The sequence below is a fragment of the Pedobacter soli genome (assembly GCF_900101435.1).
Classification (GTDB): domain Bacteria; phylum Bacteroidota; class Bacteroidia; order Sphingobacteriales; family Sphingobacteriaceae; genus Pedobacter; species Pedobacter soli.
In genome coordinates this window covers 58,913-73,848 of sequence record NZ_FMZH01000004.1, presented here as the reverse complement: position 1 = coordinate 73,848, position 14,936 = coordinate 58,913, and the positions used below count along the sequence as shown (strand labels likewise).

The 14,936-nt window shown below is 40.8% G+C and carries 11 protein-coding genes; 5 read left to right on the top strand and 6 right to left on the bottom strand.

The window, feature by feature from the left end; all coding sequences use genetic code 11:
• Positions 1 to 146: 146 nt before the first annotated feature.
• The 5 genes from BLR37_RS09980 to BLR37_RS09960 all read left to right on the top strand — a co-directional run bounded on the left by BLR37_RS09980 (position 147) and on the right by BLR37_RS09960 (position 6,855).
• A complete protein-coding gene (locus BLR37_RS09980; protein WP_090767979.1) occupies positions 147 to 1,325 on the top strand; it encodes an acetyl-CoA C-acyltransferase in 1,179 nt (392 codons plus the stop codon).
• 39 nt (positions 1,326 to 1,364) lie between these two features.
• The gene (locus BLR37_RS09975; RefSeq protein ID WP_090767976.1) at positions 1,365 to 2,261 is read left to right on the top strand and encodes a hypothetical protein; all 897 of its coding nucleotides are present in this window, start codon (positions 1,365 to 1,367) and stop codon (positions 2,259 to 2,261) included.
• A 137-nt stretch (positions 2,262 to 2,398) separates the two neighbouring features.
• Positions 2,399 to 3,994: a peptide MFS transporter gene (locus BLR37_RS09970; RefSeq protein WP_090767974.1), complete on the top strand. Its 1,596-nt coding sequence runs from the start codon at positions 2,399 to 2,401 to the stop codon at positions 3,992 to 3,994.
• 66 nt (positions 3,995 to 4,060) lie between these two features.
• The gene (locus BLR37_RS09965; protein WP_090767971.1) at positions 4,061 to 5,542 is read left to right on the top strand and encodes a peptide MFS transporter; all 1,482 of its coding nucleotides are present in this window, start codon (positions 4,061 to 4,063) and stop codon (positions 5,540 to 5,542) included.
• A gap of 563 nt (positions 5,543 to 6,105) precedes the next feature.
• Positions 6,106 to 6,855, top strand: a complete 750-nt coding sequence (locus BLR37_RS09960; protein WP_090767968.1) for a polyprenol monophosphomannose synthase — start codon at positions 6,106 to 6,108, stop codon at positions 6,853 to 6,855.
• Between the two features lie 80 nt (positions 6,856 to 6,935).
• On the opposite strand, the gene BLR37_RS09955 is transcribed toward BLR37_RS09960, so the two are convergent.
• The 6 genes from BLR37_RS09955 to BLR37_RS09930 form a co-directional block, all read right to left on the bottom strand.
• Positions 6,936 to 7,445, bottom strand: a complete 510-nt coding sequence (locus BLR37_RS09955; protein WP_090767965.1) for a YdeI/OmpD-associated family protein — start codon at positions 7,443 to 7,445, stop codon at positions 6,936 to 6,938.
• A gap of 93 nt (positions 7,446 to 7,538) precedes the next feature.
• Positions 7,539 to 8,642 (bottom strand): Fic family protein, encoded by a 1,104-nt coding sequence (locus tag BLR37_RS09950; protein WP_090767963.1) that lies wholly within the window; start codon positions 8,640 to 8,642, stop codon positions 7,539 to 7,541.
• An 87-nt stretch (positions 8,643 to 8,729) separates the two neighbouring features.
• The gene (locus tag BLR37_RS09945) at positions 8,730 to 9,308 is read right to left on the bottom strand and encodes a hypothetical protein (RefSeq protein WP_090767961.1); all 579 of its coding nucleotides are present in this window, start codon (positions 9,306 to 9,308) and stop codon (positions 8,730 to 8,732) included.
• A gap of 10 nt (positions 9,309 to 9,318) precedes the next feature.
• A complete protein-coding gene (gene dnaE, locus BLR37_RS09940) occupies positions 9,319 to 12,336 on the bottom strand; it encodes a DNA polymerase III subunit alpha (protein WP_090767959.1) in 3,018 nt (1,005 codons plus the stop codon).
• Entirely contained in the window at positions 12,336 to 13,658 is a 1,323-nt protein-coding gene (dinB, locus tag BLR37_RS09935) for a DNA polymerase IV (protein ID WP_090767956.1), read from the bottom strand. The genes dnaE and dinB overlap by 1 nt, the downstream gene beginning before the upstream one ends.
• 299 nt (positions 13,659 to 13,957) lie before the next feature.
• A complete protein-coding gene (locus BLR37_RS09930; RefSeq protein WP_244154633.1) occupies positions 13,958 to 14,932 on the bottom strand; it encodes a PorP/SprF family type IX secretion system membrane protein in 975 nt (324 codons plus the stop codon).
• Positions 14,933 to 14,936 lie beyond the last annotated feature (4 nt).

The window sequence follows — 14,936 nt, the reverse complement described above, 5'->3', positions numbered from 1 at the left end:
AACCCGACTTCTTTTCACCACAAATACAAACATCATACCTACTAAATCATTTGCCATACGTCATTTAAGTGCTGCAGGTTTTGGAAACATAAGCAGTTTAACTAACTTAGCGGCCTAACCAAAAATTCATAAAAAATTTAGTTTACATGAAAGAAGTTGTAATCGTATCGGCTGTTAGAACGCCTATTGGCAGTTTTGGTGGTGCTTTAGCCCAGTTTTCGGCTACCCAGCTTGGCGGCTTTGCCATTAAAGCGGCTATAGAAAAAGCAGGTTTAAAGCCCGAACAGATTCAGGAAGTGTACATGGGCAACGTTTTATCGGCCAATTTAGGTCAGGCTCCGGCCACGCAGGCTGCCAAGTTTGCCGGCTTGCCCGATTTACCGGCTACTACTATAAATAAAGTTTGCGCATCGGGTACCAAAGCCATTATGCTGGCAGCACAAAGCATTGCCAATGGCGATAACGATATTATTGTGGCTGGCGGTATGGAAAGCATGAGCAATGTACCCTACTATCTCGATAAAGCAAGAAATGGCTACCGCTTAGGTCACGGGCAAGTGACTGACGGATTGGTAAAAGATGGTCTTTGGGATGTTTACAACGATTACCACATGGGATCGGCAGCAGAGCTTTGCGCTACTGAGTGTAACATTAGCCGCGAGGCACAGGACGATTTTGCCATTAACTCGTACAAAAGAGCTCAGGCAGCACAAACTGCCGGAAAATTTGCCGGCGAAATTGTAGCCGTAGAAGTAAAAGACCGCAAGGGCGAGGTTACTTTAATTGATACCGACGACGAGCCTACAGCAGTTAAATTTGATAAAATACCAGCACTAAAGCCCGTTTTTAAAAAAGATGGAACGGTTACGGCCGCAAATGCCTCTACCCTGAATGATGGCGCAGCAGCATTGGTTTTAATGAGTGCCGATAAAGCAAAAGAACTGGGTATAAAACCCCTGGCCAAAATATTAAGCTATGCCGATGCGCAACAAGCGCCAGAGTGGTTTACTACCGCTCCTTCTAAAGCCATTCCACTAGCCTTGCACAAAGCCAATATTGATATTAAAGCTGTCGATTTCTTCGAAATTAACGAGGCTTTCTCTGTAGTTTCTATTGCCAACAACCAATTGCTCGCTTTAAACGATAGCCAGGTAAATGTAAATGGTGGTGCAGTATCGTTGGGTCACCCGCTGGGAGCATCAGGCGCCCGCATTGTGGTTACCCTCCTTTCGGTACTGGCACAAAACGATGGCAAAATTGGTGTTGCCGGTATTTGTAACGGCGGTGGTGGCGCCAGCGCACTGGTTATAGAAAAAATAGCATAAATATACTGATAGCTGTAAAATACCCGTTTAAGCATGATAATGAAGAACCTAAAGTTGCTTTCCCTGCTATTTATTGGCCTGCTGAGCTTTAATGTACAAGCGCAACAGGCTCCTAATAAAATGAGCGTTTTTCAGGATTCGCTGATCAAAATTTCTACAGCTACAGTAACTGCATTAAGTGACAATGAAAAGCTCGAAAGCAATGGCAGGTTTGTTAAGCTATTGGTAGAAGCCTTAAAAACACCCAATTCTTTTGCCTACCCTTTCGATTCGTTAAAAAATGTCTCGATAATTAAATCTACCGATCAGGCTTTCAGAACTTTAACCTGGTATGTACAGCTCGAAAATGGCAGCTACCGTTATTATGGTACCATCCAGATGAATACCAAAAACGGTCCGTTAAAACTCTATCCGCTAATCGATCAAACAGAGAACATGAACGACCCTAATGTGGTAACGAACAATCAGAAATGGTTTGGTGCCCGCTATTACGAAATTATACCCGTAACCAGCGGAAACCGCTTGCCATATTATGTATTGTTAGGTTGGAAAGGAAACACGCAGGCCACTACAAAAAAAGTAATCGAAATCCTTTCCTTTGATAAGGATAATGTAACTTTTGGAGCGCCGGTTTTTGATGGAAAAGAACTGAAAGGAAAAAACAGGGTGATATTTGAATACGCCAAATCGAATGCCATGATGCTTAAAACCGACGTAAAAGCGGGCATGATTGTGTTTGACCACCTGGGTTCTTTTGATCCCGAAATAAAAGGCAAACCTGAATTTTATGGTTCGGATGGCACTTTTGATGGTTTCAAAATTATTGGCGGCAAATTAAAATTGCAGGAAGAACTTACACTTAACAACGAGGCTAATTCGAACGATGAGCTTTATGCAGATCCAAAGAAAAATATTAAACCAATCAGGAAGTTTTAATTTTTAACAAATCATTTACCTGATACATTACCTAAAAATTTGTGAGTTTGGCCTACGCTGACTATATTGCGCCCTGCTAAACTAGCTTAAACAACACACAAATTCTGAATTCATAAACTAAAACCAACAAATGTTTTATGCAAAAATCTAATGAAACCATTAGTATTGACCATGATAAAGAACTAGATCTCCATTTAGAAAGTCAAGGCGTATCCAAAGAAAAATTATTTAGTCACCCGGTTGGGCTTTTTGTACTCTTTTTCACTGAGATGTGGGAAAGATTTAGCTATTACGGAATGCGTGCCATATTGGTTCTTTTTCTGATTAGTGATTTAAGTAAAAATGGCTGGGGCTGGCCACGGCCCGAAGCTTTACAACTTTATGCTATTTACACAGGCCTGGTGTATTTTACACCAATATTAGGTGGTTTAATTGCCGACAGATTTACAGGTTACAGAAAAGCGGTAATTATAGGTGCCTTTATTATGACCCTTGGCCACGCAGCCATGGCACTTGAAGGCTTTAGCAATAACTTTTTCTATTTAGGTTTACTGCTACTGATTGTGGGTAACGGTTTTTTTAAACCAAACATTTCTTCTATTGTGGGTAAACTTTACCCACCTATCAGCGACAAAAAAGACAGTGCTTATGCCATTTTCTATATGGGTATTAACTCTGGGGCATTTATCGGGATGTTAATGTGTGGTTACATTGGCGAAAAAGTGGGCTGGCATTACGGTTTCGGGCTTGCAGGCGTTTTCATGCTCTTCGGGATGTTGCAATTCTACTTCGGACAGAAAATTTTTGGCGTAATTGGTGCGTCGGTAGATAAAACTAAAGAAGTTGAGAAAGCAGATCCAACAGTGGAAGAAATTCCGAAAAAAGTGAGAAGCCAGCGTTTATGGGTGATTGCCATTTTATCTATTTTCACCATTTTCTTCTGGATGGTATTTGAACAGGCAGGTGGTTCGATGACTATCTTTGCCAAAGATTACACCTTAAGAAATTTAACCGGTGGCGCAGCAACTACTTTTAAATGGGTAGACAGTATCCTTACTATATTTCCTTTGGTAGCTGTAACTTTTGTGCTTTTCTCATTAGCCAGAAAAATCTTCAAAAAATATCCGGCAACGATCTTATTTACCTTATTAAGCTTTGCCATTATTTGGGTATTGGCCATTTGGAAAGTAGACCGTGAACTGGGTTCGGTAAGTACTGAAGTGCCGGCATCATGGTTTAGCGTACTTAACTCATTCTTTATCGTATCCTTAGCCCCTATTGTGTCTAAAATCTGGGAAACCAAATTTAACCCTAGCGGTCCGGTAAAATTCGGCTTTGGCCTTATATTCGTAGGTATTGGCTTTGCTGGTCTGGCTTACGGAGGTTCTGCTATTCCGCAAGGAGCAACTTCTGCAGAAGTAAGCTTATTCTGGCTTGTTTTTGCCTATTTCTTCCACACCGTGGGTGAGCTTTGTATTTCTCCGGTTGGTTTATCTTACGTAAGTAAACTGGCACCAGCTAATTTGGTTGGTTTAATGTTTGGTGTATTTTTTACCTGTACTGCCATCGGAAATTACCTTGCAGGCGCTACCGGATCACTGATAGATAAAATCAGTACAGCTTATTCAATCTCAACATTCTTCTTAATATTCACCATCATACCAATTGTGGCAGGCTTAATTATGTTTGCATTAAGCCCGTTATTACGCAAATGGATGCATGGTGTTCATTAACAGCATAAAATAATTTTAACTTAAAGCCCGGTTCCTGATCGGGCTTTTCATTTTTAAACCAATTTCATGGAAAAAACAATTTCAATAGAAGATATCCAAAACTTTGAGGGCAAATACCCTAAACAACTTTGGCACCTGTCGCTGGTAGAAATGTGGGAACGTTTTTGTTTTTACGGCATGCGGGGCGTTCTGGCCTTTTTTATGGTCGACCAGCTGGGCCTTAGCGACCAGAAATCAAACTTACAATACGGTGCAATACAGGCTTTTGTATATGCATTTACTTTTATCGGCGGTATTTTTGCCGACCGTATTTTGGGCTTCCGCAAATCACTTTTCTGGGGCGGTTCTTTAATGATTATCGGGAACCTGATCCTGGCTTTTTCGCCTCAGGACCTGTTTTATGTGGGCATTACCCTATCAATTATTGGTACAGGTTTCTTTAAACCCAATATCTCATCAATGGTAGGCGAACTTTACCATGAGCAAGATAACCGACGCGATGCCGGCTATGGCTTATTTTACGCCGGTATTAACATAGGCGGACTATTGGGTGGCGCCATGTGTATTTATTTGGGTAAATATTACAACTGGCATCTGTGCTTTTTATCAGCGGCGCTTGTAATGACGTTTGGTTTAGGTACATTTATTTTTACCAAAAAACATTTGGGACCGATTGGTATTTCGCCTTTGCTGCACCTTAAAAAAGCGAAACAAAGAGTAGCAGAAATTTCTGTATACGTAGGTTCTATTCTCTGCATCCCCTTAATTTACATCATGGTAAAAAACACCGTTTTTGCCGATTACTTTATGTACACCATTGGGGTAATTGCCATGATTTACTTTTTGTACGAAACCTTTAAAATAAAAGATAAAAAGGCGCAGTATAAACTACTTGCGGCATTCGTATTTATCTTCTGTTATTTCATTTTTATGGCCATTTCTGAGCAAAGTGGTGGTTCATTATCGTTGTTTGCTAAAGATAACCTCGACCATAAAATCCTCTTTTTTAACATCGATCCTAATGTGGTAAACAATAGCGCAAACTCTTTCTTTGTGGTTGTTTTTAGTCCGATAGTGGGTATTTTGTGGCTGGGTTTATATAAACGCAAAATTGAGCCTAACACAGTAGTTAAATTCGGTATCGGTTTTCTTTTACTTGCGCTAAGTTTTTATGCATTTTATGCTACCCGTTTCTTTGCAAACGCACAGGGCATTAGCTCTTTAAATGTATTTACCTTTGCTTATTTACTGTTAACCCTGGGCGAACTTTGCTTAGGTCCTATCGGGATGTCGATTATTACCAAACTTTCGCCTAAAAGAATGTTTGGGATGATGATGGGACTCTGGTTTTTATCGAGTGCTTTTGGGCAACTGGCTGCAGGAAAGTTGGGTGCAGAAATGTCGAGCATCGAAAATGCTTCGCTTACATCCAAATTAATGGCATATACCGAAGGTTACAAAGCTCTGGCACTATATTCTTTGATTTCAGGCCTGGTACTGATCCTCCTTTCTCAATTGGTTAAACGACTGATGCAGGAAGTGAGATAAGCTTATTTTCAAAACCATATGAGGCACTTAAGTTCGTATTAGTTTCACCTGAAATGTACTTATATGTCTTTGGTGGTAAAATATTTTTTTATTATTAACCATATAAGGCACGTAAGTTCATACAAGTTCCAAATCTTAAGTGCCCTTATATGTCTTAGGTGGTAAAATAATTTTTTATTATTAACCATATAAGGCACGTAAGTTCACACAAGTTCCAAATCTTAAGTGCCCTTATATGCCTGAGGTGGTAAAATAATTTTTTATTATTAACCATATAAGGCACGTAAGTTCACACAAGTTCCAAATCTTAAGTGCCCTTATATGCCTGAGGTGGTAAAATAATTTTTTATTATTAACCATATAAGGCACGTAAGTTCACACAAGTTCCAAATCTTAAGTGCCCTTATATGTCTTAAATGGTAAAATGTTGTTGATTTAAAGCTTCCACAATTCAATCAAAAATCGTGGTGAATTCATATTAAATCTTTACTTTCGCAGTTTAAAAGCAATTATAACACATAATACAAAGGCCAAAAGCTTCCATTCATAAAAAAATAACGAACGTGCCAGATAGTTTAGTCATCATACCAACCTACAACGAGAAGGAAAACATCGAAAAGATTATCCGCAAGGTATTTTCTTTAACCCAGCCTTTTCATGTTTTAATTATTGATGACGGCTCTCCCGACGGAACGGCTGATATTGTAAAATCGTTGCAGGACGAATATCAGGGGCATTTATTTATCGAAGAACGTTCGGGCAAACAAGGCCTGGGTACTGCATACATCTATGGCTTTAACTGGGCACTGCAAAAAAATTACGACTACATTTTTGAAATGGATGCCGATTTTTCGCACAATCCGGATGATTTGGCCCGCCTGCGCGAAGCTTGCGTAAACGGCGCTGATGTAGCCATTGGCTCGCGCTATGTTAAAGGGGTAAATGTGGTAAACTGGCCAATGGGCAGGGTTTTAATGTCGTACTTTGCTTCTATGTATGTTCGCTTTATTACCCGCATTAACATTCAGGATGCCACTGCTGGTTTTAAATGCTACCGCAAAATTGTATTGGAAACCATACCACTAAACAAAATTAAGTTTGTGGGTTATGCGTTTCAGATTGAAATGAAATTTACGGCAATTAAATTCGGCTTTAAAGTAGTTGAGGTACCCATTATCTTTACCGACCGCACCGAAGGAACTTCAAAAATGAGTACCCGTATTTTCAGGGAGGCTTTTTTAGGGGTTATCCAAATGAAGGTAAACAGCTGGTTCAGGAATTATAGTAGAAAGTCCGAAGTCGGAAGTCAATAGTTTATAGCCCATAATTCGTGGATGGCGTCATCTGGTATCCCGCCATGAACCATCAACTATTGACCATTAACGTCAATCACTCAGGACTTCCCTTGCGATTCACGGATCATTGTTCCAAAATCCTGCCCTTTATCCATCGCTTTAACGGTCATAACTAGTCTTTTGGTTCGGGTAGGTTCTGTTTTGGCCTGATTGATCCAGTTGATGTAATAGTTTTGATGCGATTTAGGTTGTTTTAAGAAATTCTGCATCAGGTGGTCTTCTTCTGATAAGCATATTTCGAGATCTTCGGGCATTTCAATTTTAAAGTCTTTATCTTCTGTTAAAAACAATTCGATTGCGGCACCGGCTTCTTTTCTGAGTTTTTTACGTAAAGGACCATTTAAGGCAATAATGAAATCTCCTTCTCCCATGGGTATGGTGGCCAGTCCTGAAACCTCGAGTTCATCTATTTTGCCTTTAACCCTAAAACTCTTTTTACAGCCGGCTTTAATTTCGTTAGCTAAAGCTTCGGGAATAAATACGTAGCTCCAGCCGGTTTTTTCGCCCATGGTTTCGAAACGTTCTATTTCTGCTTTGAAGTGGATCATGGTTTAAATATAGAAATTATGTTGAAGAAGTGTTAAACGATGCAATCGTTAGGCTATTTTTGCACGCGTTTGAAACGCGCGCAAGCAGGATTATTAATCTTTGATTTTATAATGCACACTCCTACCGCTGCCAAAAGCCATTAAAACACCTAAATTCTCCAGCTCTTTCAAATCTCTTGTTGCAGTAGCTTTTGAAGTCTTAGTGATTGAAATATACTTTTTAGCAGTCATCCCTCCTTCAAAACCATCAATTCCGAAACTATACATCTTTTGTAAAACCTTCTTTTGCCTGTCATTAAGTTTTTCTCTGAATAGGTCAAAAACTTTTATTTTGCGGAGTGTAAAATCGATCGTTTGTTTGGCCTCCAATTGTGCCTGAAGTGCAATATTTACAAAATATTTGAGCCACTCAGAAATTTCATTGCTTCTTTGCGCGTTTTTTAAAGCCTGATAATAAGCAGACCTGTTGCTTTCGATTGCTTTAGATAAGCTGAGCATTACCGGGCGGCCTAATGTTTGCGAAATAGTTTTTTCTGCAATTGCCCTCCCAATACGACCATTTCCGTCTTCGAAGGGATGGATTGTTTCGAAATACAGATGAGCAATACCAGCCCTTATTACGGGATCTTTAATTTCTTTAGTACCCTGTGGTTTGGTTGCATTAAACCAGGTGATAAAAGCTTCCATTTCACCAATAACACGATGTGAGGGTGGTGCTTCAAAATGGATTTCTTCATTACCTACTCCTCCAGATACGACCTGCATCGGATCATCGCCTTTTCTCCAGGCACCCATGTTTATATATTTATTCCCTGTGAATAAAAGCTTATGCCAATGCCATAAGGTATCTTTAGTTAATTCATCTAAAAAGGTATTTCTCACATCAATCATTAAATCAGCTATTCCGGAAGCACGTTTATCTTTTACAACATCAGGTGTTTTATTAAGTCCAAGGTTATTTTTAATGGATGACATCACATCTTTTCTACTCAAAAATTCCCCTTCTATTTCTGATGTTTTTATGGCTTCAGACAAAATCATTTCAAGCAATGTTTCTTGTCTGAGATCATCAGGTAACGATTTTAACAAAGCATTAACCTCACCGGTTTGCTGAGCAAAATGATAGAGATCATGCTCGATATCTTTTGTAGAAAAAGTAAAGTTTGGCCAGGTTTTTAGCTCCCAATTATACTGCATGAGCCGAATATACAATTTAATCGGCTCAAAAAAAAGCCAATTTATGAGCCGATTAGCAAATTTAATCGGCTCATGATTGTAATTTCCCTAATCGAATAGCGAATATTGAGCATCAATTAATGGATTTTCTAAAAATTTAAAAGTCTTAATTACTTCAAACTGCCCAGCATTTTTACTGAACTTCCGTATGGCAACGGTATCGCAAATAAACTTTAAAGTTACAGGGCCAAATAAATTTTGGGCCAGGTCAATTTGAGTTGAGCTTAATTTACGGCCGATAGAGATATGTGCTTCGCCACCACTTTTAGTATAGCGTGTTTTCAACCTTTTTCGGAAATCATCTAAAAGATTCTTTAAATAAGTTTTGGAAGATTCATCTGGAATTACAAAAATGGTGCGGCTTTTTTTTGAGGAGATCAACCTATTAAAAATCACTTTCTGCTGCTTTTGTGAATTGCAAAACATTTCGATCTTCTTTTCGATAATCATTAACTCTTTTTGACTAGCTAAAAATTTAATAATGGTAACATGAGCAACTGAATCTCTGCTTGCATATTTCCTGATTTTGGTTGTTAATTTAGCTTTTAAAGCCGCAACTTTATCAATAATTTCTATGGAAGGATGAAGAACTAGTGAATACTCTTTCCTAATTTTAGCACTGTTCATATCACTTGTTTTAATTAATCGCTACAGGATTCAACTGAATATCCAATTTGGCAAATTTTAATACTTCAATACTCTGAAAGCCAAAATCTTCTACCACCTTACCTAAAATCAGATAACAACCCTTGCCTTTAAAGGGGTAGATGGGCGTAGTATTGGGAAAATGTGTCGTGTCGAAAAAATCGCCATTGGCATCTAAAAATGTACCAAACCACATTTTGGTATTTTTAATGGTGTGTACCGTTTTTTCGCATACGTAATTCCCTACCATCCTGATGGTTTTACCCAAATGCTGATGTAAATCGGCAGCCATTACGTCGCCACGGTAGCTGGTTTTCAGAAAATCGAACATTTTATAGTTAAGCGGATACCCAAGCAGCTCCAGTTCGGTATAAGCATTTTCGAGCTCCGAATCTGCCAGCTCAGGCAATTGGTAAGTTTTATAACTGAGTTTAAAAAGTTCGGCAGCATTTACTTTCTTTTGTTTAAAGCCGAGGTAATTGTGCACATCCCAAAGCAGGGTTTTGCGGTCTTTACCGGTAAAGCGCAGGCAGCCCAGGCGAATTAAAACAATGACCTGCTCTAATGAAATATTGGTCCGCTTTACAAAATCTTCCAGATCGAGGTAAGTCCCATTGGCGCTGCGTTCGGCGGGGATAATTTTTATATTTTTTTCCTCCAGGCCCTGCACCCCGATAAACCCCAGATAGGCATCTTCACCCTGTATATTCACCACTTCATCGCTGTGGTTTACGCAGGGTAAATGCACCCGGGCACCGGTTTTCTGTAATTCGTTAACGTATACCCAGCGACTGTAAAACCCACCGTAATTGTTGAGCACGGCCACCATAAACTCCATAGGGTAATAGGTTTTAAGGTACAGGCTCTGGTAGCTCTCTACAGCAAAGGAAGCAGAGTGGGCTTTTGAAAAGCTGTAACCGGCAAAGGATGAAATCTGCCGCCAGACTTCGGTAATCAGTTCTTCTGAATGGCCTTCCTTTCGTGCTGAAGCAAAAAATTTATTTACTAACTCATCAAAAGCCAATTTAGACCGATATTTACCGCTCATGGCCTTACGGAGTACATCGGCATCGGCCAGATCTAGACCTGCAAAATAATGGCAAACTTTAATTACGTCTTCCTGATACACCATTACGCCATAGGTTTCGCTCAAGCGCTCCTTCATTACCTCGCAGAGATAAACCACTTTATCAGGTGCATGGTAACGCTCGATGTACGATTTCATCATACCGGAACTGGCCACCCCGGGGCGGATAATGGAACTGGCAGCCACCAGGGTGAGGTAATTATCGCATTTTAATTTTTTAAGCAGCTGCCGCATAGCAGGCGATTCGATATAGAAACAGCCTATGGGTTGACCTTCCTTTAAAATCCTGTTCAATTCTGCGTCATGCTTAAAAACCGGAAAATTGTGTATATCAATTGGCTTCCCTTTGTTTTTTTGAATCAGTTGTACCGCTTCGCGGATGTGGCCAATCCCCCTTTGGCTCAGAATATCGAATTTTTCGTACCCGATTGCTTCGGCTTCGTACATATCCCACTGTACGGTAGGGAAACCTTTTGGTGGCATATCCAGTGCAGTGTAATAAGTAATGGGTTCTTCTGAAATCAAAATGCCTCCGGCATGGATAGAACGCTGGTTGGGCATACTTTTCATGTAACGGTGTACGGCCAGCAGCTTTTGGTAAGTGCTGTTTTTCTGGTTTTCCTTTTCTTTGGTTGGGTCGGTAAAACTGTCGATTTCTTCTTTGGGCAAGCCCATTACCTTACCTATTTCGCGGATAATGGCACGGTCTTTAAAAGTGCTCATGGTGCCCAGGAAAGCGACATGCCATTCGGGGTAACGTTCAAAAATATAGCGCTGGATGGTTTCGCGTTCGTCCCACGAAAAATCGATATCAAAATCAGGCGGACTGGTTCGTTTCTCGTGCAAAAACCTTTCAAAATATAAATCGAGATCAATAGGATCTACATCGGTAATGCGCAGGCAGTAAGCCACAATGCTATTAGCCCCCGAACCACGGCCAACATGGTAAAAGCCACACCTATTCATGGCATAACGTACAATATCAAAAGTGATTAGAAAATAGGCACAGAAGTTCTTAAGTTCAATGATTCGCAACTCTTTTTCTAAACGCGCCATGGCTTCCTTATTTTTTTCGCCATAACGGTATTTAAGTCCTACTGTCGCCAACCTTCGCAGCATTTTTTTATCGCCTTCCAAGCCTGTTTTAGTATAGTAAAACTTATTTTTAGATGAAGGCACGGGGGTATTTTCGAAATATATGCTCAAATCGCAACTATCCAATAATTGCTGTGTGTTTTGAACAATGAAAGGATACTGCTCAAACTGCTGCGTGAGCTCGGCTTCGGGAATCAGGAATTCATCGGGTTCGCATTTCTGCTCACCAGGTACTTTACTGAGCAATGTATTCAGCTCAATGGCCCTGAAATATTCGTGCAGGCGGTACGTAACTTTGTTGCTTACCGTAACAGGATGCCAGACCAGCAGTTTTTCTTTTTGCTTTAAAAGCGGATGTTTGTACAATAAATTAAGCTGTTTACCCCGAATGCCAACAAACTCATTTTCTTTGAGCTCGCGGTTAAAAGACTTATGAAAAGGATAAATGAGGTATACATTTTCCATTTCGGGCGGGTTTTCGGGCAGGACAATATTGTTGATGTTGTGGTAGCTTAAAAACTCATTCAGCTCGCGCATACCTTCCCTATTGCGGGCAATACCTACATACAGCAACCTGCTACCATTTCTGAACTCAATGCCGGCTACAGGCTTAATCCGGTAGGGAATATTGCCTTTGTGTATATCATCGGCCGTTTTGGCGATGCCCTGTTTGTAACACTCGCGGATAAACTCTACAGCTCCGGTTGAATTATTGATATCGGTAAGCACCATCTGGTGGATACCCAAACTCCGCGCAGTGGCAATGAGTTGCCCGATACTTTCCGTACCATATTTTAGGCTATAAGAAGAATGGACATTTAAAAACATCAGTCGTAAGATTTAGTTCCAATTGTTCCTTTTTCGCTCATAAAACTCCTGATTTTTGAACGTTTTCTTACTTCCGGCTCTTTTTCTTCTTCACCATCGCTGGTATTTTCGATTAATACTTTCTTTTTGCGGGGATTATATTTGATCACCTTCCCTTTTTCATCGCGGGGTGGCTGGGTAACAATACAGGCTTTTACCACCGCCTCTGCCCCATAACTGTTGCGTACCTTATCCATAGCCTGATACAGGCTGTATTCTTCTTCGGCAATGTTGTATAAGCCCATCTGTTCGTAACCGCTTACCAAATGCGACAGCTTTACGCCCACCAAACGCAGCAACATTCTTTTGGCATAAACTTTTTCGAAAAGACTATGGGCTTTACTGATCAGGAAAGAATCGAGCGAAGTGTAAGGGATTCTTTCCTGCTGGGTAACGGTTTCGAAATTGGTATAACGTACGGTTACGGTAATGCAGGCCGTTAGTTTTTTCTGGTTGCGCAGCTGAAAGGTTAAGCCGGTTACCATGCCAGTGATAATGGCCTTTAATTTGGCCATATCCATGGTATCGCTTTCGAAGGTAGCCTGTGTACCAATTGATTTTCTTTCGCGGTAAGGTACTACAGGAGCCAGATCGATGCCATTTGCCTTTTGCCACAAACTCAGTCCGTGTTGACCCAGTATTTTAAACATGAGCTGTTGCGGAATTTGTGTAAGGGTAAGAATTTGACGCACGCCCATTTCGCTCAGTTTTTTATAGGTGGCATGACCTATACCCGGAATTTTATGAATAGCAAGCGGATCGAGAAAAGGCCTTAGTTCAGGAAAAGTAACTTGTCGCTCGCCAGCCGGTTTGGATTCGTTAGTGGCAATTTTAGCCACCGTTTTATTGATCGATAAACCAAAGGAAATGGGCAAACTCATTTCTTTAATAATGGTTTGCCTGAGCTCGGAAGCAAATTTCATACAGCCAAAAAAGCGGTCCATCCCTGTCATATCGATATAATGCTCATCGATACTGGCTTTTTCAAAAAGCGGAACTTTATCGGCAATGATTTCGGTAATCTCGTGCGAGGCCTGCGAGTACTCTTCCATATCGCCCCTTAAAAAAATGGCCTGCGGACAAAGGAGTTTCGCCGTTCGGCCGGGCATTGCGGAGTGGACACCATATTTCCGGGCTTCATAACTGCATGAAGCTACTACACCCCTATCGCCGCCACCGCCAATAATGACGGGTTTGCCTAATAGTTTGGGATTTTTTCTGATTTCTACCGACACAAAAAATGCATCTTGATCCATATGAATAATCTGCCTTTCTTTTTCCATTACTGCCAATTGGGATGATTGAAATCAAAATTACTAATATTTTTAGTTTTAATAAAAATAAAGCGTGATTTGTTTTAAACAAAATACTAACATTTTTAGCCAAACCATAAACCTCGCAGGTTTTAAAAACCTGCGAGGTTTATGGTTTAAGGATGGTCTGTGGAGACACAGACCATGGAAAATTATGAAACAACACCTGGTGATATGCAGCATCAGATGGGTAGATGGGATATTGATTAGCAGCTATATTTCCGTTTAAAAATAGACATACCTATGAAGATCATAGCAGGGATATGTTTTTAGAATACCCTTGGGCTCATTACTCTGATATTAGGTTTGATGAATGAGTAAGATAAAGAAATTTCGTGCGTACCACTGCTGTAACCCTGTAGCGGGCCGATAGAAAAGTCGTAACCATAACCGATCCTGATTTTCTCTGATGGAAAAAGCTGTATCGCAGCAACTGCTGAGTTACGCGGGGTAAGGTCGCGCTGCAGATAACTTTTATTATAGAGTTTCACTCCTGTACGGTACGAGCCGCCCACCCAAAGAAAATCTTTGATCATCAAAAAGGCATTTACATCCAGGCTGGTTGGGCCTCCGCGGTCGTCTTTCAACAGAAAGGAAGGTTTGATCTGGAAGTTTTCGGAAAGTGGGAACAAAGCGCCTGCAGTTAAATAATAATGCGGTTTGGGTTGAGGGATAAAGGCATAACGGTCGATATTGATGTAGGTGGCAATGAGGTTATCGACCGAAAAACCGGCATAATATTGATCGTTGGCGAAATATATTCCTGCCCTCGCGTCGGGCACGATGGTAGTTTGCACGCCTACAGGTTGGTTAGGTTCGGGATTATTGGGATTCAGCATTGAACCATCGATACCCAGCTGTACCATACCCACGCCTAAGCCCAGGGCCAGGCGCGAGCTGCCATCATCATTCATCCGGATGCGGTAAGCGTAGTTGCCATAAATACTCAGGTTGGTTTGTGCACCTAACTTATCGCTGGCCACCTGAAGTGCCAAACCTACATTACCGCTGTTGGCAATAGCATCGACCGCCAGCGACATACTCCGTGGGGCGCCGGTAATACCCGTCCACTGGCTCCGGTAAAAGCTGTGCACATTCAGCACTTCTTTATAGCCCGCATAGGCCGGATTGATATAGATGCCGTTGAACATATATTGGCTGTATTGGGCATCCTGCTGCGCAAATACAAGCTGCGAAAGCAATAGCAACCAACCTGCTATAAGTACTCTTAATTTCTTCATCATCTTG

Bases quoted from the DNA above. Each gene is read 5' to 3' on its own strand.
- dnaE (WP_090767959.1), bottom strand. From the start codon at position 12,336: ATGTTTTTAAATGTCCATTCTTCTTATAGCCTAAAATATGGTACGGAA.
- BLR37_RS09945 (WP_090767961.1), bottom strand. From the start codon at position 9,308: ATGAACAGTGCTAAAATTAGGAAAGAGTATTCACTAGTTCTTCATCCT.
- BLR37_RS09930 (WP_244154633.1), bottom strand. From the start codon at position 14,932: ATGATGAAGAAATTAAGAGTACTTATAGCAGGTTGGTTGCTATTGCTT.
- BLR37_RS09955 (WP_090767965.1), bottom strand. From the start codon at position 7,445: ATGATCCACTTCAAAGCAGAAATAGAACGTTTCGAAACCATGGGCGAA.
- BLR37_RS09980 (WP_090767979.1), top strand. From the start codon at position 147: ATGAAAGAAGTTGTAATCGTATCGGCTGTTAGAACGCCTATTGGCAGT.
- BLR37_RS09950 (WP_090767963.1), bottom strand. From the start codon at position 8,642: ATGCAGTATAATTGGGAGCTAAAAACCTGGCCAAACTTTACTTTTTCT.
- BLR37_RS09970 (WP_090767974.1), top strand. From the start codon at position 2,399: ATGCAAAAATCTAATGAAACCATTAGTATTGACCATGATAAAGAACTA.
- dinB (WP_090767956.1), bottom strand. From the start codon at position 13,658: ATGGAAAAAGAAAGGCAGATTATTCATATGGATCAAGATGCATTTTTT.
- BLR37_RS09965 (WP_090767971.1), top strand. From the start codon at position 4,061: ATGGAAAAAACAATTTCAATAGAAGATATCCAAAACTTTGAGGGCAAA.
- BLR37_RS09975 (WP_090767976.1), top strand. From the start codon at position 1,365: ATGAAGAACCTAAAGTTGCTTTCCCTGCTATTTATTGGCCTGCTGAGC.